Raw genomic sequence first — 18,931 nt, forward strand, 5'->3', positions numbered from 1 at the left:
ATGTGATTCTCGAAACTGCGAGGTGAAACCGGAACTTCCCGGTTTCGAGCGGCAGCATGAAACGGTCGTTTGGCGACCTGTGAAAGTTAAGGGCTAGCATCTACGAAGGGCGGGCATTTCATGGCAATATTGTATTCAAAAGCAGATTTCGACATCGCGGCGCCCCATGCCCCAGCGGGACTCAGCAACGTAAGGCAATACTTTTTCAAGTATATGTGCGCCAGCACGGCTAAGAAGGTGCTGAGAAACAATACGTTGCGTTGGTCGAAACCGGAGTTACTCAACGATCCATTCGATATGCAAATCGACTTAGGAATCGAGACTGATTACATTAAAATCATAGATGAGATAACTGAAGCGGTTTGGGAGAATTACACGAGCGGCAACCCCGCTTCGGGCGTCTCTAGGATTATGGCGAAGTTTCAGAGTTTTTCGTACGAAACTCAGAAGCAACTGCTGCGTAGTACGATGGCAGAACGACTACCGGAACAACAATTTGCCAAGATGCCGGGTCTGATCAATGACGCAAATCTGCGTTCTCGTGAGAAGTTCAAACATGTCAAGATGCTATCGCTGACCGTCGATCCGTTTGTGCCCACCATGTGGTCCCACTATGCGGATTCACATAAAGGCGTGGTGCTCCGCATTAAAAATAACTCTGAAAAATCAATTCTTCCACACTGCACACCGGTCAGATATCGCAAAAAAATCCCGTATATGTTCGCTACTCGGTTGTACGTGGATAAACTGTTTGAAACAGACTCCTTCGATCCAAGGGATATTTTCTACAATTCACTGTACGTAAAATCGGATCATTGGTCATATGAGGACGAATGGCGAATAGTATTCCCGGGACGTGCGCCGACGCAGTCTTTCGAAGACATCCCCCTTCATTATGAGGAAATCGACGGCATTATATTTGGATTGCGAACCTCTAAATCCGACATCGAAGAAATTCTTGAAATCGTCGGTTCGAGGCGAATTTCACTGATGCAAACTACTCGGCAAATGGACACTTTTGATATCGGAATCACTGACTACGACCACTGAAATGTTTTCTCAGCGGTATCAAAATTAGTTGGTGATCTGTTCCTGTTTCATTTGGACCCACAGGGGGTGTGCTGCCCCCTGTCCAAACGTGCAATGCAAGTGCGTGTGAGCGTGTCAGCAAGACGCATAGACGTATCGTCCTTGCGCATGAAGCAATGCTTGCAAGCCATGCAGCGCCACACGTAAGCGCTTATCCTTGACATGCCTCTAACGCAGTACGACATTACAGTCGTAAAGACGCATAGATGTATCGTGCAGCGCAATGCACCCCATGCAGTAACGCAAGCATCCCCGCCCCTGTTACCTCGCTGTGTGAGCGTCTGTGCGTCTTTGCATCCTACTCATGCTGACATGACAAAGCCCACCGTTTCCGATGGGCTTCTACAACTAATTGCGCAATTAGTTGATGTTACGCTTTCGCCTTAGTGCGACCCTTCTTGAGACGTTCGCTGCGCTCTTTCGAGAACTTAGTGATTGTCTCCTGCAACTTAGCATCCGCTTGAATTGCTTCTTTTGCAGCGGTCAGGATCGCGACCACTTCATCAAGATCATTTGCCCGAAATAGTTTGCTACCTGCAATCTCGAAAGCATTACGACCAACACGCACCACGTAACCAGCACCGTCTTTGCGGAACCACAGCGATCGTGTGTTAAGTGTTTTGCCTTCTTTGACCTGCTTTGCGTTTGCTACCTGCGTATCGATCTTGTTCAGGAAAATCTCTACTGCGTTCTGTCCACCAACAAAGCCAGTAGTTGCAGCGGCCTTTAGAAGTTCAATTGCGTTTGTCATCAAGTAGTCCTTTGCACCGCAAGCCCTATTGCTTGCGTGCTTGTCTATCAATAGCCGTTGAGCAATCAGGGCAACCGGAGAATTCAGTCTATTTCTAATCTTTTAGCAAGCGCTCAACGCGTTTCACCTGAGAGCGTTCATAAAAAATAATATCCGATCCACTCTTGATTACTAAGACACTTGATGACGAGAAAACGACGTTCACATTGATAAAAGACTTATCATCCGTATAAACTGAGTAACGAACTTTATCCTTTTCAATATCATTTGCAGCGCTATATTTTCCTAAGAAAAATAATACTCCATATGCAGCAACAAGTGAGCAAGTGAACGGCACAATTGACTTGAACGCCTTCCGATCAGCGAGTGCTGATAAGCCCTGTATCCCGTTTGCTCCAAAGTAGATAAAAAATATCATCATTTGAAAAAAATAAAATCGATCAGGAAAAAACCAATTTAAGGCTACGGACGAGGCTATGCAAAAGCCAAGAACCCAAACCATAACAAGATTGGGATCGAGCCGATCTGCGACGCTTAGATACTTGTTATTTTTGATCGTATCGTCGTCCATTAGGGAAAGAGCACCAAGAAGGCCTAATGCGGGAAGACTTGCGGCTAGGACCCCCACTAAACCCGGAATCGACAATATTGCACCCTGAATAAAGTTAGTTTCTAGATAAAAGCCCAACAATTCAGGCCCAAGAACTGAAAAATACCCCATCGTATAAACAGTGTAAAAAACAAAGAGGGTGCCGATAAAAACTCCGATCCACGGCAATAGACCCGATATAGTTACTTTACGGCTCATACGGACACCTAGCGATATTGATTAGGCAAGTGTTTCAGTGCTGGGAATTCTTTCTTCCGAGCGAGCGAGAAACAAAATAGTGGAAGCCGTCATATGAAGCATATAACTGGCAATCTCTTCAGGCACTTCAGTCGGTTGAACTCCTTGCCCGTGACCAGACGTCCTATTTCGTGCAGTGGGAATCCCACTCTCCAACCCCGCCCGTAGACATGAAAAATGTTGCTGCCAATACTTGGGAACTAGTTCATTCTCTAAACAAATCTGAATGAGGTCTTTTGCCGTTGATTTGGGCGAGAATATCCACCCGCGTTTCTCGCAGATTGCCTTCATGGTACTTTCGAAAGACTTTAGGCAGTCAACTAGAGCCTCTTTTGCTCGACCGTGACGATAGTGTTCGAAGGCACTTAAGAACTCCTGCTGAGCGCCGGAATATCCGCGACCTCTTAAGATCACTAAAGCAGGCTTAACCGCTTCTACATGAACGAATTCGGAGTCTATTCGAACTACTTCATTACCTACATACTCAAAACCAATCATCGCCCTCTTGAAGCGATGATTTATTTCCGCGATGGCAGCATTTGACTTTTCGCGCGCATCCATCAACCCTCGGTAATTAAATTGTGAAGTAAAACTATCTATAATATGCGCTATTATCTCCACTGCATCTATGAATTTATCAACAGACGGCTCTTTGAGTAAGAACGATCGTAGGTCATTGAATTTATCCGCTGTAGACATTGTTGGAGAGAGTTCGAAAACGCCGTATTCGCGACGAAGAGTATCAACGATGTAATCGTATGCTGCACTAACATCCTGCTGATGTCGATTGTAATAACTGTTCCTGTCCCCCAAATTTTCTTCAACAATCATCCAAATTTGATTTCTTAATGCGTCAGGTACTTTATCGTAAACGTAGACATCCGTATCCTCTCCGCGTAATTCTTTTTGTCGCTCCGAATACAGTTTTGTTATAGCCATCATCAACCGCCAGAATCGTTACTACCGAAAGATCAATTATAACTTTCGGGCGAAACTTCGAAAGACCGCTCAACCGTAAATGGTCTGAAAGCAACAGTTTTTACAATCAAATTTGGCTGACGATCTGTTCCTTATTTGTATGAATCCACAGGGGGTGTATAGCCCCTTACATTCCTAGCCTGTGAAGCAAGCGCGTCACCTGTGTTGAGACCCATTGCTTCCCCTGTGCTGTCGGGATTTGCTTCGCATTAAGTTCTCTAGCAATTGCTGCTGGACCTACTGCGCCGCACTGTATGATGCTCTGGACAATGGGAAACACATGTTCGTCAAATGCATCTATGCGCGCTCTCGTGCTTGCTTGTGTGCCACCGAGTTTAACGCCACGTTCTTTAGCCGCTGCTAGTGCTGCTTTGGTTCGTTCTGAGATCATCCGGCGTTCTTTGTGCGCAAGGATCGCATATAGATGTAATTGAAACTCATCTGCATCCGGCATATCCGCACAACGAATGCGAACACCTTTCTCCATAAGCGATAGGATAAACGCTGCATTACGAGACAGGCGATCCAGTTTGGCAAATACCAGCGTGGCTTTATTCGCTCGTGCAAACTGCATTGCTGCTTGCAACTGGTCACGGTCATTGTTCTTGCCCGACTCAATGTCGGTGAACTCGGCTATCGGACTATAACCCGCACATGCTGCTCGTTGTGCCTCTAGACCAAGTCCGCTTTGACCTTGTTTAGCAGTCGATACGCGATAATAAGCAACGTAGTTTGCAGGTTGTGTAGGTTGCATAGGTTGTAACTCCTTCGGCACAGTCAACGCACATTGCTTGTGCCTATTGCCAAAAGAGTTTGATGCAAGAGCGAAGATCGGTTGCCCTTTGAAAACAAAGGCTTACAATGCACCTCTCGGATTTTCTACGAGACGGTGCTGTTTGCGCTGATTGTCTGTTTAAATCGCTATTGCGTGGAATACCGCAGTGATCCCACACTGAACTTTAATCATTGAGAACGACACTTCTTCGCCATACTCTCTACTTTGTCTTTCCATCCGTTGGCGCGATGACTAATTAACGTCCACATTGTTTTTATTTTTAGATTGTTTTCTTCGTTGTTCAAGAGAACAGAGTTATCAATAATGAAATCTAGACTGTCGGTCATACCCAAAGCCACTTCCAAAACACCGCTTATGCTTTCTGAAAATCGAGGGTCTATAGCACCAACATCGAAAACCAGTTTTTCCAGCGTGCTTGTTGATATTGTTGGAAGATTGAAAACATACTCTGTTTCTGGAATTCCGTTATAACCGGCAATTTCTATCACTTGACGACCACTACTGCCGGTCTTCACCGAATAACCGTCTGCATCTGGACGAACAACAGCACACAGTATGTTGTATAACTTTATATGATTAATCAGCCTCTGACATTCATTAGCGGCAATTCTCTTATAAACCTTCATCCTTCGCGCGTTGTCTCGCCGTTTCTTAAACCACTCCCACCCCTCTTTTAAGACGAACATGAATATTGCTATCCAAAGACCCGCCGACAAAAACCCACCGACATTAAATCCGGCAACTTCGACCGCTTGGGTAACTGTCTCAGGCACAAGTGGCCCTGATGCCAGTATCGGCTGTATATCCATGGAAAATCCCCCGTTCGCTCTACCCTTGGGCTTTACTATTCGGGGGATTGATTACCGTCAATTATGCGTGGGAATTATTCGCGGCTAAGTTTCCAGAGGATTAAGTCTTCGCCCCTTGCATATGCTTGCAGCACGTCTTCCAACTCCCTCGCGTATTCGTCCTGGCGCTGTTTAATCTCCTGCATACGTTTTGCGTGGAAGCGGACATATGCAAGCAGGGACAGATCGTTGCGGGTTAGGTGTTCTGCTTTCATCGCTTAAACAGGGCCACTTCTGCCTGTCTCCGTCTGGTTAAGCCGTTCAGGACTTTGCCGCCGGCTTTGTTCCATTGCAGCCAACTACGTTCGATTTCCGCAATTGGTGCTCTACTGTTAATGCGCTTGAGTAGCGTTGACTTGCTCAGGTTCGTTTCGCCCAAGTTGTATGTAAAACTTACCAGTGCGCCATATTGGTTCTCTGTTAGCGGGACTTTCACCAGACGCTTAACTGCTGCCTCATATGTGGGAAGATCAAACTGCATTAGCAGTCGATCTGCTTCACTTTGAGTGATGCGCTTTTTGCCAACGTCTGCTCGGCTTACCGTGCGTGTGTGTCCGTATCCGATGGTGGGAACTCCGGCCGGACAAACATATGCTAGGAGTTTGCAGCCTTCGAAGTCCTTGATTAATTTAAGTGATGCTGTGTTTATTGCCATGCCGTATTTATTGGCGGCGTGGGAAATTACTATGCTAGTTTTGGGCAGCGTGCTGCCTTTTTACTAAACCTTACTTAATTTTCAATGCTCTTACTGGCTTGAAGAACACCAAACATTAACTTCTCTTCAACGCCATCGAGCATGATATCGAAACTACTCAATATGAACTTTTGTAAATTCATTTGGTGCGTGTCGAACAACTGACCGCATGTTTTATCGAAACAAACATTGATTTTATCGTAGTACGACTTACGCGTTTGGAAATCATAGTGAGAGTAAATATTTGTTATGCGTCTTTTTAAAGTCTCTTCTACTTCACCTGCTATACCTTTACCGCTAGCATAGATATTCTTTGGCTCGTCTGATGCTGTAGCAAGTCCACCCATAACGCGCATTAGGTCGAGATTCTGATTATTAAATCCAAATCCGAGAAACACCAAGTTCCTCGCGCTATTGATCGCCGAATGTATCCGCTTGACCAACGCAATGTCTTGAGTTTGCTCCGTATAGGTCCGGATTCGACTCGAAACTTTTCTTAATGGGAAGTCATAAGAAACAGGCCGTCCAAATGCACACTCGTCATCTTGCGCCGCTCTCAAGTCTTCCGGTACCTTTCCAAGGTAGCCGTATGGATGAATGATCTCAATTTCGCTTACAATTTCGGCAGCATCTTTTCGTGAGGTGTCGAATGCGACCATAATGGATTCTATGAGGTAGTATTCGATACATCGATCATAGTTAAAACAAATAATACGAACTTGCTTTGACAACTCTCTAGCATCGGTGACGCCATCAAATAATATGCGCGTGAATTTACCTATCCAAGTATCAGTTATCTCAGACCGATTAAATGTTTCAATCATTCCCGGTATGTAGCCTTCAGTCCTCATTCTAGAATTCGCTTCGGCAGAAGCAATATTCCAAGCGATCAAGGCTTTCCCCATCTCAACTAAAACTTTATCATTTCTGTTGCGGTGAATAAATGCGTCAATACTGACACTTGTATCAATTGCTGTATGAATCCGTTGAAGCGCTTTATATATGAGTTCACCGCGAAACTCTGGCCAGCCTTGAGTCACTGCGTGAGCGAAATCCTCATTGGCAATCCTCGACCCGTAATTACGTTCGTATTCGAGTTTGCATGTTTCGCGAATCTGTTGGGCAAGTTGCGATCCCACCGGTAAGCCAAACTCAGCGCTCGCCCCTGCACCAATCACAAAAGTCGTTTTATCTCTAAACATAATGCCCACGCTCGTCTGAGTTGAAGTCACATAATACTTTGAGTACCAATCGGATCAAAGACGCTTCGTGAAACAGGAATGGGTTAGACACAGATAAGCAGTGGTATGTCGTCGACTAGGCTTTTCTCCAAGCAAAGCCGTACTTGTCGCACCAACTAGCGTATGTGGTTTTGCTTCCCTTATTGATGGGTAATGTCGGGTTCTGAAATACGATGGTGATGGTGTAATCGGGATGGGCTAGTTTCACTGCTAGCATCTTCTGACGGTCACTTGCTGTAAATCGGCCCTTTGCCTCAATAATCTCTTTGGTCTGCTCGTTAATCCAATCGGGCAAATAGGTATGCTCGATTGTGTAGGGCAAACGCTTTGCTTCATATGAGAAGCCCTGCCCTACTTGTTTCGCTACCTTCTGTTCAAACTTGTTTCTCACAGCACACCACCGTGAGTTAACTTAAACAGAATGGCTTCTTTAGTGTCCTCAATTCGCAAGTCCACTCGAATAATATTATTGTCTAAATCATAATACTTTTCATATATGCGAGTATCAGAATTAACTGATTTTAGTTTCTCTCGCACTTGTTCCAGAATAGATTCATTAATCAGTTCATGTATTCGCCTAATGCGTTCTGCTGACGACAGTTTTCCCAGTTCATGTGCATTTTTATTTGCCACGCGACTCTGGTTTTCCCAAAATGGAAATTCTAGCGTTAATGCATGATATGTTTGAACCCAATTACTATTGCTCATGCTGCACCTCCGAACCATCTGCGGAAGCCTGAAAAGACATTCTTTTTTGTCACAATAGGATTGGGATTATATCGCCCCATCGATAACATTCGGCGATGTTTCTCTCTGTTTTCCTCGGCGAACTCCGCGACTTTCGTTGCTGTAATTGCTTTATCAATCTTTTCCTTCAAATCGATTTCATCAACAATTATTTTAGTTAACTCGTGATGGCATACATTGTTGTAAAATGGCTTGCTTTGCATATCGAGATAAACCAACTGAAACAAACTTTCAGTTATTTTTGGTCTGCTTGGGCGAGTTAAATCTCTATTATCAAACATACAAGCACGATTAATCATGCATTTCATCTCATATGACCAATGCTCCTTTTCAATTTCTGCAATGATTGCTTCGTGTTTTCTGATTTCTTCGCGAATAATCTGGCGTAGTTTTTCCTCTTTCATATCGCCCTCCCCTTAAAGTGTTTTGCTCGTTGTTAGATTGTAGAATTCAAGATTGCCGCAACCACTGAGGCGCTTGCCCTGACGGAGAAGGTCAATCAATTTCGGCAAGTGCTTGAGTTGTGCTTCGCTGTAATCCTTGCGCTGCTGAACCTTGTCCGCATACAAGCCCTCTACATACTGCTGCCATGTCTGCTTTCCGCCACGTCCGGGTTTTGCGCTGGCATAACCAAGCATGATGATTTTATCGTCTCGGAATGTGTCGCCGATGGTCGTCAACTCGGTGATGAGCAAATCAAGCCAGTTACGATCACCCTTTGAGAAGTCCATGAATGGAACTTGCGTTGTGCCGAAACGTGGCTTGTAATCGACTGTCATCGTTGAACGATTTAGGTCTGCAAGCGGGTCCAAGCGCGACGGCTTGAAGGAAATCTTTGCTTCCATAATTTCGTATAATTCTGTTAAATCTACTTTGTTCATTGGAAATACCTCTTTTAAAATTACTGCTGATTAAAATGTAAAAGTGCCTGTTCAATGCGTTCGATTGCATCTTGTAGGGCTTCAATAAGTTCTGCATGTTCTGCTTGCTGCGCAACGAGTTCTCTGATTACCGCTGCTTGTGTTTTTTCCTTCATCGGCAAAGTTTGCGCTGCGATTTCAATTTCATTTATTGGCATCTTCATTTGCGTTTGTGTTCTCCCTTTTTTTTTACATTTCTATTTATCCAACTAGGTAGAAAACACGCTCAAATGCTCTGGAAATGGGGGCTTTTGAATTGCGTTGCTGCTTGCTTGATCTGGGCCTTTTCCTTCTTCGCGGCTTTCGCTGCTTTCTGTCCCTGACTGATCTTCGCCTTATGCTCTGGCGTTAGTGTTCGTCCGGTCAGTGCTTTGGAAATTGCGGCTTTGTGTTCTGGAGTTTTGGCAACTCCCTTTTGTCCGTGTTCGCTCATTGGCGTGTCCTCCGTTGTTACCTAGTATTTACTCGGAGCGCCGTTTGAGCAGGCAAAACAAAACCCGGATCGCTTGTGCAATCCGGGTCTACCTCTGTGGAGTTGAAAGCGGGCCTATTCACCTTCGTTGTTATTTATGCGCTTCACTTTGAGTGAAGGTTTTTGCTTCTCTGGCTGCGGCCCATCTGGCCTTCGCTGCTGCGGCTCGTTTAGCATTGGACTCAGCGGACTTCGGCTTGCCCTTAAGACCCGCTGATATGTTTGCACAATGTGTCTCATCGTATTTCTGGCCGGTCTTTGTTTCGGAGATCTTGGTCCTCACCGACTCTGGGCGCTTCTTACCCAACTTCTTCGCCGCCATGCGCTTGCGTGTCTTTTCGCTGCGTTCTTCACCCGGCAGATAACGGCAGTTCTGCATGGACTCTTTCTGTCCGCAAATGATTGCGGTTGCATCGTTCATAACGCCATTGAGTTTGTCCTGACGACTAGCCCAACTCAAAACCAGTTTGAAATCCGAACGCTGGCGACCTTCAATTTTTCCTCTGAGGTAAGAACGTGCAAGCGAGTTTAACTGATTGTTTGTGAACTTGTCGATGTATTGGGAGAAGGTCAGTTCAAACGTAACGCCCTGCTTTGTTTGGTAACGCGCACTGCGGGAATAGAACTTGAAAAGTTTTTCTGTGAAATCGTCCACCTTGTCGTTAGGGAAATCGACTAGTTTGTTATGGACTTGGATCGTAATCAAAATATGTTTCGGTTGCATAGTGAACTCCTGAAAATTTGTTTGCCAATTGCAGAATTATCTCCAAATAATTTCTACACTTCTATTTATGTAATCTACTTCAAAACCCTGCTCTAATAGGTAAGAAACCGAGGGATTGGAGTCCCTCGGTCCAGTGAGATGTTTTTGGCAAAACAAATGTGAGATGTTCACGCAGATATTTATCGGAATGCGCTGGATTAGGCCGATACCCAGCCGAGTAGTAGATTACATAACTCATAATATAAAGTAATATGGATTGGGTTAATTAACATGAAAGTAGTAGAATACATAACTTATCTATATTCTATATAGATAACCCATGCACTCCACCACTTGCATATCAACTAACCTAAGCATACATGGCTGAAGCCAAGTCCGATTTGGCTTTGCCAATCTCGTCCTCGCTTCCAGCCTTGTAGTTTTTCTGCTTTGCAGTGCTTCGCACGGCCATTGGTGGGTTATTGGGTTGATTAACCTGCGGTAGCCATTTGGTCGCTTCGCTCCATCCTGCGGACAGCCAGTCAGAGTTTGGGCTATTGGGGGAGATAAAAACGGGCGCGTTAAACAGCCAGCCAAATCACGAAAACACATAAATAAAAGTGCGATCACGAACACACTCCTGATCTACTAGCGATCGCATGTGCTCTCCTGCACCGGGCAGTTGGTTTTTCCTCATTTTCCGACTGCCCCACTATTTCCTCAAGCCCTTCCTGCTGCGTCAGGGAGGGTTTTTTATTTCTTGCGCATAAGTATCATTGGCAGTATTGCTATTTTTATTCTTATTCTCGGAGGGCAATATGACACTACAAGATGTTTTTAATGGTGTTATACAGATAATTACAATGATATGGACAGCAGACTTACAGACGCTTTGTGTTGCGATACTGGCGATTGCTGCTGGTGTACTGTTGCTTGTGGTGAATGAACGAGCGAACAAGGCCGCTTACAGGTACGCACTGGACCGTAAAGCAAAGCGTAATGGCGCGAAGCAATAACTTGTTGGGGGCAACAGTGAGCGACAAGCCCACACAATCTAAAAGTGATGAACTCAACACGTTGTTATGCCGATTGTATGAGTTGAGTTATAGCGGCGATCTCAAGCCAATGCAGAAGGTCACTAATCAGCGGCCTGTTATGTTTGATGCACTGGTGCAGCCGATTAGCCAGATGACCGTTTTAGATGAAATTCATCGCATCTTTGCAGATGAGATCGAGCCATTCTTGGCTCATGTTCGAAGTCTCGGTTACGAAGGTCAGTTTGCTTACGAAGGTATAACTGGCCGGATACAGATGGATTTTGCAACGGCCCTGGACGCGTTGCGTTTCAAGCAAGCGCTATAACAGGGGGAGTTCGTAGAACACGAACTCCCTTTCACTTTGAGTGAAGGCTACGGCTCTACGTAGCGTCTATTTGCCCTTGCGGCGCTCGTGTACGCGCTCAAAGGCTTTGTCGGCTCCCAGTGCAAGTCTACCTCGACCTTAAGCCCTGCTGGCCCTCTGAGGCTTTCCAGTTCCGTTAAACTGACATAACCTAGTTCCGGCTCACCGAGTCCCAAGTCACACAGACCGAAACACGTATCGCCATCAGGCTCCATGTCTTTCAGTACCCATGTCGCGTTAGCCCATGGCGTGAACAGTTTGACGACCGGAATATGATCCTTCTCACGATCCAGACCATTCTCCAAAAGCCTACGGCGATATTGCGCGGACAGCAAAGCCATTATGCCGCCTCGCTTTTCATTCCGAAAACTTCAATTTCGTATCGACGTTCGTTAATTCGACGCCATGCCTTCCAAGCAGCAGCGCTTGGAAATACCCGATCAAACAGTTCGTTTCCGAACATTCCCCACACATGAAAACCAACTTGTGATTGCATTTGTTTAACTCCGTTTTGCATTTGCAACTCAGAGTTACAGCCGTTGGATTCAAAGGGCGAGCGCCGTGTTCAGGCCCGTAAAATTAAATTACATAGTGTTTTCAATGGGTTATTTAGGTTGCAAAAAATAGCATAATATAATAAACAAGGAACCTTGTTTTTTAACCGTGTTTATTAATCCTCTGGAAATTATAAACGAGGGTTATGGCCAACAAAAAAGCGCGGAAATCTCCGCGCTTTTGGTATTTCTCAGGCAGCCGATATAATCAGGCAGCGGCACTTTCTGAAGAAATGACGCTGATAATATCATTGACAACCTTCTCGACGAGAACGCGATCATCCCCTTCCGCCATTACGCGGATCAGCGGTTCGGTTCCCGATGGACGAATGACAAGACGACCCTGAGCGCCAAGACGTTCAGTGGCTTCGTCAATCGCACTCTTGACCTTCTTGTTCTCAAGCGGCTTACCGCCAGTGGTGCGGACATTCTTGAGAAGCTGCGGCACGGGTTCAAACTTACGGCACAGCTCGCTCAGCGGCTTGTTTTCTTCCTGCGCAACCGCAAGAATCTGCAGGGCAGAGACGAGGCCATCGCCTGTCGTGGCAAAATCCGACAGAACAATATGCCCTGACTGTTCGCCGCCCACATTGAAGCCATGCTGACGCATGTGCTCAACCACGTAACGATCTCCGACTTTGGTGCGGGCAAGCGTCATATTGTGATCATGCAGGAAGCGCTCAAGACCGAGATTGGACATGATGGTCGCGACAATACCGCCGCCTTGCAAACGATCAGACCGTGCCCATGATTCGGCAATTACTGCCAGAAGCTGGTCGCCATCGATCACTGTTCCATTCTCGTCCACGAGCAGAACACGGTCAGCATCGCCATCAAGTGCAATACCCACATCGGCCCGCACTTCATGAACCTTCTTCATCAAACCGATGGGATGGGTTGAACCGCAATCCTCATTGATGTTGATGCCGTTCGGTTCATCATTGATGGTGATAACTTCTGCACCAAGTTCCCAAAGAGCCGCCGGCGCGACCTTATAGCCAGCACCGTTCGCACAATCGACGACCACACGCAGACCATTGAGCGATATATTGCGCGGAAGTGTGCGCTTCGCAAATTCGATATAGCGGTAAATATCGCCATCAACACGCTTTGCCTTGCCGACTTCACCATGGGTCGCAAGATGGGCCGAAAGATCGCTATCGATCAGGCTTTCGATCTGCAGTTCGATTTCGTCAGAAAGCTTGAAACCATCCGGACCGAACAGCTTGATGCCATTGTCAAAGAACGGATTATGCGAGGCCGAAATCATCACACCAATATCGGCACGCAATGACCGGCAGAGCATAGCAACAGCCGGTGTCGGGATTGGTCCGAGCAAAAAGACGTCCATGCCAGCAGCGGTGAAACCAGCTACCAGAGCGTTTTCCAGCATATAGCCGGAACGACGTGTGTCCTTGCCGATCACAACGCGCGAGGCTTGGCCCCGACGGCGGAAAATATGCCCAACCGCCATGCCAACTTTCATGGCAATATCGGGCGTCATCGGAAAGCTGTTTGCCTTACCGCGAATGCCGTCAGTTCCAAAATATTTACGTGTCATATTCTTAGCCTTGCGTTGCGCCATAGAGCTATCTCGAAGCAATCCAATATCAGTCGTTCATAAGAACGCGAAACAACGATGGTCGACCGCCGCATCAGAGAGACGGCAAATGCTTTCAAACAAATCGTTAGAGCGGTTACAACAATTCAGTCTTAGCCGGAACTACTCTGATTGCGTTATTATCCCAAAACCACACATCAATGCAATTTCACCTTTTTGGGGCAATTTCACCTTTCGAGGCCATAAAGTGCCAATAGCACCTTAGTTTGCTCGCATGATGCGCCGAAATCCTTAACCGAGCCTTTTAATAGGGGCAGGACCTGAAAAGAGAAAAGCCGGGCAATCAGTTGCCCGGCTTTCGAAATTTATAACAGACGCTTATTGCGGCTGTGGATTAGGCTCTATTCCAGGCTCACTGCCTGGTTCCTCACCCTTGCGCTTGCGCGGGCTGCCAGCTTTGGGCACACCCGAACCGCGTGACGGCGTATCATTGCCCTGATCGCGCGACGGCTTGTTGCCGGCAATCAGCTGTTTGATTTCTTCGCCGCTCAGCGTTTCATATTCGAGAAGACCTTCAGCCAGTGCAATCCAGTCCTCACGCTTTTCAGTCAGGATGCGCGTTGCATCAGCATAGGCTTCGTCAATCAGGCGACGCACTTCAGCATCGATGATCTGGGAAGTTTCTTCCGAAACATTCTGCGTGCGCGAAACCGAATGGCCAAGGAAGACTTCTTCCTGATTGTCGCCATACGCCACACGACCGAGCTTGTCGGAGTAACCCCACTGGGTCACCATCGAACGAGCAAGCTTGGTGGCCTGCTGAATATCGGAAGATGCACCGGAGGTGATGTTTTCCTTACCGAACTTCAGCTCTTCAGCCACACGGCCGCCCATCATGATCGCCAAACGCGAAACCATCCACGTGTAGGTCGCCGAATAACGGTCGCCCTCTGGCAACTGCATCACCATACCCAGCGCGCGACCGCGCGGAATAATTGTCGCCTTATGGACCGGATCAGAACTCGGGACATTCATCGCTACAATAGCGTGCCCCGCTTCGTGATAAGCCGTATTGGCCTTCTCTTCCTGCGTCATGGCGGAGCGGCGTTCCGCACCCATCATGATCTTGTCCTTGGCGTCCTCAAACTCCTGCATGGTCACCATGCGCTTGTTACGGCGTGCTGCCATCAAAGCAGATTCGTTCACAAGGTTCGCAAGGTCCGCACCAGAGAAACCCGGCGTGCCGCGTGCAATGATCTTAAGATCAACATTGGGTGCAAGCGGAACATTGCGCACATGCACTTTGAGGATTTGTTCGCGACCAACGATATCCGGGTTCGGAACCACGACCTGACGGTCGAAACGACCTGGACGAAGAAGTGCTGGATCAAGAACGTCAGGACGGTTGGTTGCAGCAATCAGAATGATTGATTCGTTTGCCTCAAAACCATCCATCTCGACCAGAAGCTGGTTGAGCGTCTGTTCACGTTCGTCATTGCCACCGCCAAGACCGGCACCACGATGACGACCGACAGCATCGATTTCGTCGATGAAGATGATGCAAGGTGCATTCTTCTTGGCCTGTTCAAACATGTCGCGAACGCGGCTTGCACCAACACCAACAAACATTTCAACAAAGTCAGAACCGGAAATCGTGAAGAACGGCACATTGGCTTCGCCAGCAACGGAGCGCGCTAGAAGCGTCTTACCGGTTCCTGGAGGTCCAACGAGCAGAACGCCGCGTGGAATTTTGCCGCCCAGACGCTGGAATTTCTGCGGATCACGCAGGAATTCAACGATTTCCTCCAGATCCTGCTTGGCTTCTTCAACGCCTGCAACATCCTGGAAAGTCACACGTCCGTGCGCTTCGGTCAGAAGTTTAGCTTTGGACTTCCCAAAGCCCATCGCGCCACGCGAACCGCCCTGCATCTGGCGCATGAAGAAAATCCACACACCCAGAATAAGAATCATCGGAAGCCACGACAGAAGAATGCCCAGGAGCGAGCTGGAACCGTCGCTTTCAGGACGGGCAGTAATGGCCACGCCCTTTTCTTCAAGACGGGAAACAAGTCCAGTGTCGCCTGGTGAATAAGTCTGAAAGGTGGAGCCGTTATCGGCAAACGTACCGCTGATCCGCTCACCAGTGATCGTTACCGACTTCACGCGCCCGTTGGAAACGTCGTCGATAAACTGGGAATAGGAAACTTCACGGGAATTCGTGCGCTGGCCAGGACTCTGGAACAGGTTGAACAGCGCGATCAAGAGCAGAGCAATGATCGCCCAAAGGGCGAAGTTGCGATAGTTCGGATTCATAACGGGTCCAATCGATACCACGGCCATCCCGCGAGAACGGGACGATGTTTCGACTTAACATAGGATCGAAGGGAGGCCTTGCCAAGGCACGAGGGCCACCTCGTCTTCGATTCTTGTCAATCTGGTTTATAAAAATTAGGACATTCACGGCCAAACCGCTTTTCAACGGCATTTGCCAGTCCAAAATCATAGCCCGGCAGCACGTGATCGAAGATCGCGAAGTGCCGTTCAACAGTGATTCCTGCGGGTAAACTCTGACCATCCATTGCCGGAAGCCGCAAAAGTTTGCCGTCTTCATATAAGGCGGGGAGTACGAGCAGGGCTTCCCGTTGGGTCGAATCAATTTCCTGCCCGGTGTTCTTGATAAAATCGATAAGCTCCTGCCGTTCGGGAGCGTCGATATCAACTGAAAGGCTGCCCTCATTCCTGAAGCGATAACGCCCATCCCAAATGATCCGCTGACCGGGATCAAGCCGCATGACAGGGAGATTGCGCCGTTCACGTCTGAAGCGGTGCGGTTGCCCCTTCTTGCCAAGTTCGACGAGCGCTCCGAAAACCGTCATCCGGCCGCTTTTCTCCTGTCCCGATAATACTTTCTCAATGCGGGATCGTTCAGCATCGCCAGGAAGGAAACGCCGTCCGCCTGCAATGGAGGCAAGCAAACCAGAAAACAGTCGCCGCACATTTTCCGGCAAAGCCGCATAAATATCGGCATCGACGCTGATCGTGCCAGATTGGCTCATGTTCACGCAATCAGGATTAGCCAGAGCCGCAATCAGAGCCGCGTTGTCACGTTCACGCGCCGCACTTGCCAGCGCGATCTGCGCAAGGATCATATCAGGATCAGCCTCAGCCGCAGATGTAAGCCGCACTCGCGGGCGTTCGTAATTGGTGTTTACATTGCTGGGGTCATCGATCCAGACGACATTTCTTTCTGTCAGTTCTCTGCGTAATTCCCCGCGCGGCTTGTCGAGCAATGGTCTGATCAGCTCGACTGAATTTTCGAGCCATGAGCGCGAAGCCATTGCAGCAAGCCCGCGTGCTTCCGAATGGGAACTGCGTTCTTTACGCATCAGAAATGTTTCGATCTGGTCGTCGCGTGTGTGGCCGGTGGCAATAAAGTCTGCGCCTGCCTCTTGAGCAGCCTGAACCAGAAGTCGGTAACGGGCAGAGCGCGCAGCAGCAGCAACACCACTTTTGGGCTTTGCTTCTTCCCATGCCAGAACTCGATGAGCAATCCCATGCAAATTGCAAAGACGCCCAACGTCTGTGGCCTCAAGGGCCGATTCGTCGCGCAACCGATGGTCTATGGTTACGGCTGTTAACAACGGGGGATTATCCAGCGTCGTAAGATACTCTTTCAAAAGGAACAACAGTGCCAGTGAATCACTCCCGCCTGAAACGGCAGCGACAATTCCTTTGGCATTCTGAAGTCCGAAAGGTTCAAAGATTTCGATCGGGGAAAGCCCCACAAATAATCTCCGCAATCAACATTTAATACGTGTGCGCTCATCCGTTACCCGCTTCAAAACAGCAGGCGCCGCATTCGGATAGCGGTCAGGGACTTGTTTGAAAGTCGCGCAAGCAACGTCATGATTGTCCATTTTTTCAAGCGTCATACCGAGCTTGAACATGTTTTCTGCTGCGCGCTTTGAATCAGGGTAATCGCGCTGCGTGTCGATGAAAACCGTTGCAGCTTCTGGAAAACGTGACTGACCATAAAGCGATTCACCAAGCCAATAGCGTGCCTCTGCAGTCGTCGGATCAGCGGGATAACGTTTGATATGCTCACGGAAACCAGTCTCCGCAGCCTTATAGTCGCCCGACATCAGATACTGATATGCAGCCTGATACAGCGAATTCGGATTGTCATCGGTTGGAAGAGACGCAACAGCTTCACCAGCAGGAAGTGCTGCACCTTGTTCTGCCGGGCGTGGCTCCACATTCATGGTTTCGCCAATTACATTGCCATTGTTGTCAAAGCGAATGGAGCCGAGCTCTCTCGGCGGCTCCCCACGCTGAGGACCACCTTGCGGGGCAGCACCTGAACCAATAGCCATGGAATCGGCGCCCGCTGAATTGTTGGCCGCCGTCTGGGAAGAAGAACCGTAATTACCGTCTTGCGCAGTGCTTCCAGAAACCCCGTTATCGGGGTTTCCGGCAGGAGCCGCATCAGCCAATGATGTGTTGCCGCTCTCGTTTGGCGCGCCACCTGCATCCGCACGACCACCATTTTCCAATGCCTGGAACCGGCGTTCATTTTCTTCCTGCATTTTCTGCATCTGGTCCTGCAGCTCCAGGACCTGGAAGTTCATGGCTTCGGCACGGGCACTCAGTGTATCTGCAATCGCTGCAGGGTTTGTCATGCCCTGTGTGCAAAGATCGCTGCCTGGTGGAGGTGTGACAGGTGCATTCGGGCTGGCACTTGCCTTGGCTGAGGCGCTCACACCCTTTTTCTTTTCCAGCTCCTCGAAGCGGAAGTCGTTGTCATCCTGCGTCTTCTGCAACTGCTCGTTCGTGAACGCTATCTGTGCGTCGACGTCCTCAACCTTACCGGTGAGATTGCGAACCAGCTCCTGCTGCAGGCCGGGGCTTTGATTTCCGCCCTGCCCGCCCGCGCCACCGCTGTCGCGCATGGCATCGTCGAGTATCGCGGTCGAACCGATACTGACATGGTTCTGCGCGCCACTACGACCCTTTTCCAGTGCCTGAAAACGGGTTTCGTTGTCGCGCTGGATTTTCAGCATATTATCGCGAAGCTGCAGGATACGGGCATAGGACTGCGCATTCTGATGCGCGAGATTACAGACCTGCTGCGAAAACTGGCCGCCGCCGACATCACCCGCCTGCGCCAGCTGGATAACCCCTTGCTGCGAAGAAACAGATGCTGCCAGAACCGGAGCACTTGCCAAAAGCGGCAGCATGGCAATTGCCAGCGTCACTTTTCTCATTGGTTTCCTCATTCCCTTTTGCCCCTATCGCTCATGTGCCCTAAAATCTTGAACCGCAATAATCA

23 protein-coding genes are annotated in these 18,931 nt (G+C 48.3%); 3 read left to right on the plus strand and 20 right to left on the minus strand.

All coding sequences use genetic code 11. From position 1 onward, the window contains the following. The first annotated feature begins 120 nt into the window (after positions 1 to 120). A complete protein-coding gene (locus tag CEV32_RS16165; protein WP_094578152.1) occupies positions 121 to 1,050 on the plus strand; it encodes a DUF2971 domain-containing protein in 930 nt (309 codons plus the stop codon). Positions 1,051 to 1,459: 409 nt separating this feature from the next. On the opposite strand, the gene CEV32_RS16170 is transcribed toward CEV32_RS16165, so the two are convergent. From CEV32_RS16170 to CEV32_RS16240, 14 genes are all read right to left on the minus strand, one after another. Next, the gene (locus CEV32_RS16170) at positions 1,460 to 1,840 is read right to left on the minus strand and encodes a hypothetical protein (protein WP_094578153.1); all 381 of its coding nucleotides are present in this window, start codon (positions 1,838 to 1,840) and stop codon (positions 1,460 to 1,462) included. Positions 1,841 to 1,934: 94 nt separating this feature from the next. Then, positions 1,935 to 2,648 (minus strand): hypothetical protein, encoded by a 714-nt coding sequence (locus CEV32_RS16175; protein WP_094578154.1) that lies wholly within the window; start codon positions 2,646 to 2,648, stop codon positions 1,935 to 1,937. 21 nt (positions 2,649 to 2,669) lie between these two features. Then, positions 2,670 to 3,629 carry an STM4504/CBY_0614 family protein gene (locus CEV32_RS16180; RefSeq protein ID WP_208620862.1) on the minus strand — a complete coding sequence of 320 codons (960 nt, stop codon included), beginning with the start codon at positions 3,627 to 3,629 and terminating at the stop codon, positions 2,670 to 2,672. 163 nt (positions 3,630 to 3,792) lie between these two features. After that, positions 3,793 to 4,419, minus strand: a complete 627-nt coding sequence (locus tag CEV32_RS16185; protein WP_094578156.1) for a recombinase family protein — start codon at positions 4,417 to 4,419, stop codon at positions 3,793 to 3,795. A gap of 209 nt (positions 4,420 to 4,628) precedes the next feature. Next, positions 4,629 to 5,270 (minus strand): hypothetical protein, encoded by a 642-nt coding sequence (locus tag CEV32_RS16190; RefSeq protein ID WP_094578157.1) that lies wholly within the window; start codon positions 5,268 to 5,270, stop codon positions 4,629 to 4,631. Between the two features lie 250 nt (positions 5,271 to 5,520). Next, complete coding sequence (locus CEV32_RS16200; RefSeq protein WP_094578159.1) at positions 5,521 to 5,964, minus strand: lysozyme; 444 nt, start codon at positions 5,962 to 5,964, stop codon at positions 5,521 to 5,523. A 74-nt stretch (positions 5,965 to 6,038) separates the two neighbouring features. Then, positions 6,039 to 7,205: an SIR2 family protein gene (locus CEV32_RS16205; RefSeq protein ID WP_094578160.1), complete on the minus strand. Its 1,167-nt coding sequence runs from the start codon at positions 7,203 to 7,205 to the stop codon at positions 6,039 to 6,041. Positions 7,206 to 7,320: 115 nt separating this feature from the next. Further along, positions 7,321 to 7,635, minus strand: coding sequence for a PDDEXK family nuclease (locus CEV32_RS16210; protein WP_094578161.1), 315 nt, complete (start codon positions 7,633 to 7,635; stop codon positions 7,321 to 7,323). Continuing rightward, complete coding sequence (locus CEV32_RS16215; RefSeq protein ID WP_094578162.1) at positions 7,632 to 7,952, minus strand: hypothetical protein; 321 nt, start codon at positions 7,950 to 7,952, stop codon at positions 7,632 to 7,634. The genes CEV32_RS16210 and CEV32_RS16215 overlap by 4 nt, the downstream gene beginning before the upstream one ends. Then, complete coding sequence (locus CEV32_RS16220) at positions 7,949 to 8,395, minus strand: hypothetical protein (protein WP_094578163.1); 447 nt, start codon at positions 8,393 to 8,395, stop codon at positions 7,949 to 7,951. Before CEV32_RS16220 ends, CEV32_RS16215 begins: the two co-directional genes overlap by 4 nt. Before the next feature lie 12 nt (positions 8,396 to 8,407). Next, positions 8,408 to 8,872, minus strand: coding sequence for a hypothetical protein (locus tag CEV32_RS16225; RefSeq protein ID WP_143128848.1), 465 nt, complete (start codon positions 8,870 to 8,872; stop codon positions 8,408 to 8,410). Between the two features lie 20 nt (positions 8,873 to 8,892). After that, entirely contained in the window at positions 8,893 to 9,075 is a 183-nt protein-coding gene (locus CEV32_RS16230; protein WP_094578165.1) for a hypothetical protein, read from the minus strand. Positions 9,076 to 9,137: 62 nt separating this feature from the next. Continuing rightward, positions 9,138 to 9,344, minus strand: a complete 207-nt coding sequence (locus CEV32_RS16235) for an NUMOD3 domain-containing DNA-binding protein (protein WP_094578166.1) — start codon at positions 9,342 to 9,344, stop codon at positions 9,138 to 9,140. A 130-nt stretch (positions 9,345 to 9,474) separates the two neighbouring features. Beyond that, positions 9,475 to 10,107, minus strand: a complete 633-nt coding sequence (locus CEV32_RS16240; protein WP_094578167.1) for a hypothetical protein — start codon at positions 10,105 to 10,107, stop codon at positions 9,475 to 9,477. A 797-nt stretch (positions 10,108 to 10,904) separates the two neighbouring features. Here CEV32_RS16240 and CEV32_RS16245 point away from each other — a divergent pair. Next, positions 10,905 to 11,102, plus strand: a complete 198-nt coding sequence (locus tag CEV32_RS16245) for a hypothetical protein (RefSeq protein ID WP_094578168.1) — start codon at positions 10,905 to 10,907, stop codon at positions 11,100 to 11,102. A 16-nt stretch (positions 11,103 to 11,118) separates the two neighbouring features. Further along, the gene (locus CEV32_RS16250; protein WP_143128849.1) at positions 11,119 to 11,448 is read left to right on the plus strand and encodes a hypothetical protein; all 330 of its coding nucleotides are present in this window, start codon (positions 11,119 to 11,121) and stop codon (positions 11,446 to 11,448) included. Between the two features lie 47 nt (positions 11,449 to 11,495). Here CEV32_RS16250 and CEV32_RS16255 read toward each other — a convergent pair whose 3' ends face one another. The 6 genes from CEV32_RS16255 to ybgF all read right to left on the minus strand — a co-directional run bounded on the left by CEV32_RS16255 (position 11,496) and on the right by ybgF (position 18,878). After that, positions 11,496 to 11,828, minus strand: a complete 333-nt coding sequence (locus CEV32_RS16255) for a DUF2958 domain-containing protein (RefSeq protein ID WP_094578170.1) — start codon at positions 11,826 to 11,828, stop codon at positions 11,496 to 11,498. Further along, complete coding sequence (locus CEV32_RS23740) at positions 11,828 to 11,983, minus strand: hypothetical protein (RefSeq protein WP_167382819.1); 156 nt, start codon at positions 11,981 to 11,983, stop codon at positions 11,828 to 11,830. Before CEV32_RS23740 ends, CEV32_RS16255 begins: the two co-directional genes overlap by 1 nt. A 266-nt stretch (positions 11,984 to 12,249) precedes the next feature. After that, positions 12,250 to 13,602: a phosphoglucosamine mutase gene (glmM, locus tag CEV32_RS16260; protein WP_208620863.1), complete on the minus strand. Its 1,353-nt coding sequence runs from the start codon at positions 13,600 to 13,602 to the stop codon at positions 12,250 to 12,252. A gap of 378 nt (positions 13,603 to 13,980) precedes the next feature. Further along, positions 13,981 to 15,915 (minus strand): ATP-dependent zinc metalloprotease FtsH, encoded by a 1,935-nt coding sequence (ftsH, locus tag CEV32_RS16265; RefSeq protein ID WP_094578315.1) that lies wholly within the window; start codon positions 15,913 to 15,915, stop codon positions 13,981 to 13,983. Positions 15,916 to 16,031: 116 nt separating this feature from the next. After that, positions 16,032 to 17,387: a tRNA lysidine(34) synthetase TilS gene (tilS, locus tag CEV32_RS16270; protein ID WP_094578172.1), complete on the minus strand. Its 1,356-nt coding sequence runs from the start codon at positions 17,385 to 17,387 to the stop codon at positions 16,032 to 16,034. A gap of 15 nt (positions 17,388 to 17,402) precedes the next feature. Then, complete coding sequence (gene ybgF / locus CEV32_RS16275; RefSeq protein WP_094578173.1) at positions 17,403 to 18,878, minus strand: tol-pal system protein YbgF; 1,476 nt, start codon at positions 18,876 to 18,878, stop codon at positions 17,403 to 17,405. Between the last annotated feature and the right edge of the window lie 53 nt (positions 18,879 to 18,931).

Origin of the sequence: Brucella rhizosphaerae, assembly GCF_002252475.1 — a bacterium.
In the GTDB taxonomy this organism is placed as follows: Bacteria; Pseudomonadota; Alphaproteobacteria; order Rhizobiales; family Rhizobiaceae; genus Brucella; species Brucella rhizosphaerae.

Bases quoted from the DNA above. Each gene is read 5' to 3' on its own strand.
- CEV32_RS16165 (WP_094578152.1), top strand. From the start codon at position 121: ATGGCAATATTGTATTCAAAAGCAGATTTCGACATCGCGGCGCCCCAT.
- CEV32_RS16170 (WP_094578153.1), bottom strand. From the start codon at position 1,840: ATGACAAACGCAATTGAACTTCTAAAGGCCGCTGCAACTACTGGCTTT.
- CEV32_RS16175 (WP_094578154.1), bottom strand. From the start codon at position 2,648: ATGAGCCGTAAAGTAACTATATCGGGTCTATTGCCGTGGATCGGAGTT.
- CEV32_RS16180 (WP_208620862.1), bottom strand. From the start codon at position 3,629: ATGATGGCTATAACAAAACTGTATTCGGAGCGACAAAAAGAATTACGC.
- CEV32_RS16185 (WP_094578156.1), bottom strand. From the start codon at position 4,419: ATGCAACCTACACAACCTGCAAACTACGTTGCTTATTATCGCGTATCG.
- CEV32_RS16190 (WP_094578157.1), bottom strand. From the start codon at position 5,270: ATGGATATACAGCCGATACTGGCATCAGGGCCACTTGTGCCTGAGACA.
- CEV32_RS16200 (WP_094578159.1), bottom strand. From the start codon at position 5,964: ATGGCAATAAACACAGCATCACTTAAATTAATCAAGGACTTCGAAGGC.
- CEV32_RS16205 (WP_094578160.1), bottom strand. From the start codon at position 7,205: ATGTTTAGAGATAAAACGACTTTTGTGATTGGTGCAGGGGCGAGCGCT.
- CEV32_RS16215 (WP_094578162.1), bottom strand. From the start codon at position 7,952: ATGAGCAATAGTAATTGGGTTCAAACATATCATGCATTAACGCTAGAA.
- CEV32_RS16220 (WP_094578163.1), bottom strand. From the start codon at position 8,395: ATGAAAGAGGAAAAACTACGCCAGATTATTCGCGAAGAAATCAGAAAA.
- CEV32_RS16225 (WP_143128848.1), bottom strand. From the start codon at position 8,872: ATGAACAAAGTAGATTTAACAGAATTATACGAAATTATGGAAGCAAAG.
- CEV32_RS16230 (WP_094578165.1), bottom strand. From the start codon at position 9,075: ATGAAGATGCCAATAAATGAAATTGAAATCGCAGCGCAAACTTTGCCG.
- CEV32_RS16235 (WP_094578166.1), bottom strand. From the start codon at position 9,344: ATGAGCGAACACGGACAAAAGGGAGTTGCCAAAACTCCAGAACACAAA.
- CEV32_RS16240 (WP_094578167.1), bottom strand. From the start codon at position 10,107: ATGCAACCGAAACATATTTTGATTACGATCCAAGTCCATAACAAACTA.
- CEV32_RS16245 (WP_094578168.1), top strand. From the start codon at position 10,905: ATGACACTACAAGATGTTTTTAATGGTGTTATACAGATAATTACAATG.
- CEV32_RS16255 (WP_094578170.1), bottom strand. From the start codon at position 11,828: ATGGCTTTGCTGTCCGCGCAATATCGCCGTAGGCTTTTGGAGAATGGT.
- CEV32_RS23740 (WP_167382819.1), bottom strand. From the start codon at position 11,983: ATGCAATCACAAGTTGGTTTTCATGTGTGGGGAATGTTCGGAAACGAA.
- glmM (WP_208620863.1), bottom strand. From the start codon at position 13,602: ATGACACGTAAATATTTTGGAACTGACGGCATTCGCGGTAAGGCAAAC.
- ftsH (WP_094578315.1), bottom strand. From the start codon at position 15,915: ATGAATCCGAACTATCGCAACTTCGCCCTTTGGGCGATCATTGCTCTG.
- ybgF (WP_094578173.1), bottom strand. From the start codon at position 18,878: ATGAGGAAACCAATGAGAAAAGTGACGCTGGCAATTGCCATGCTGCCG.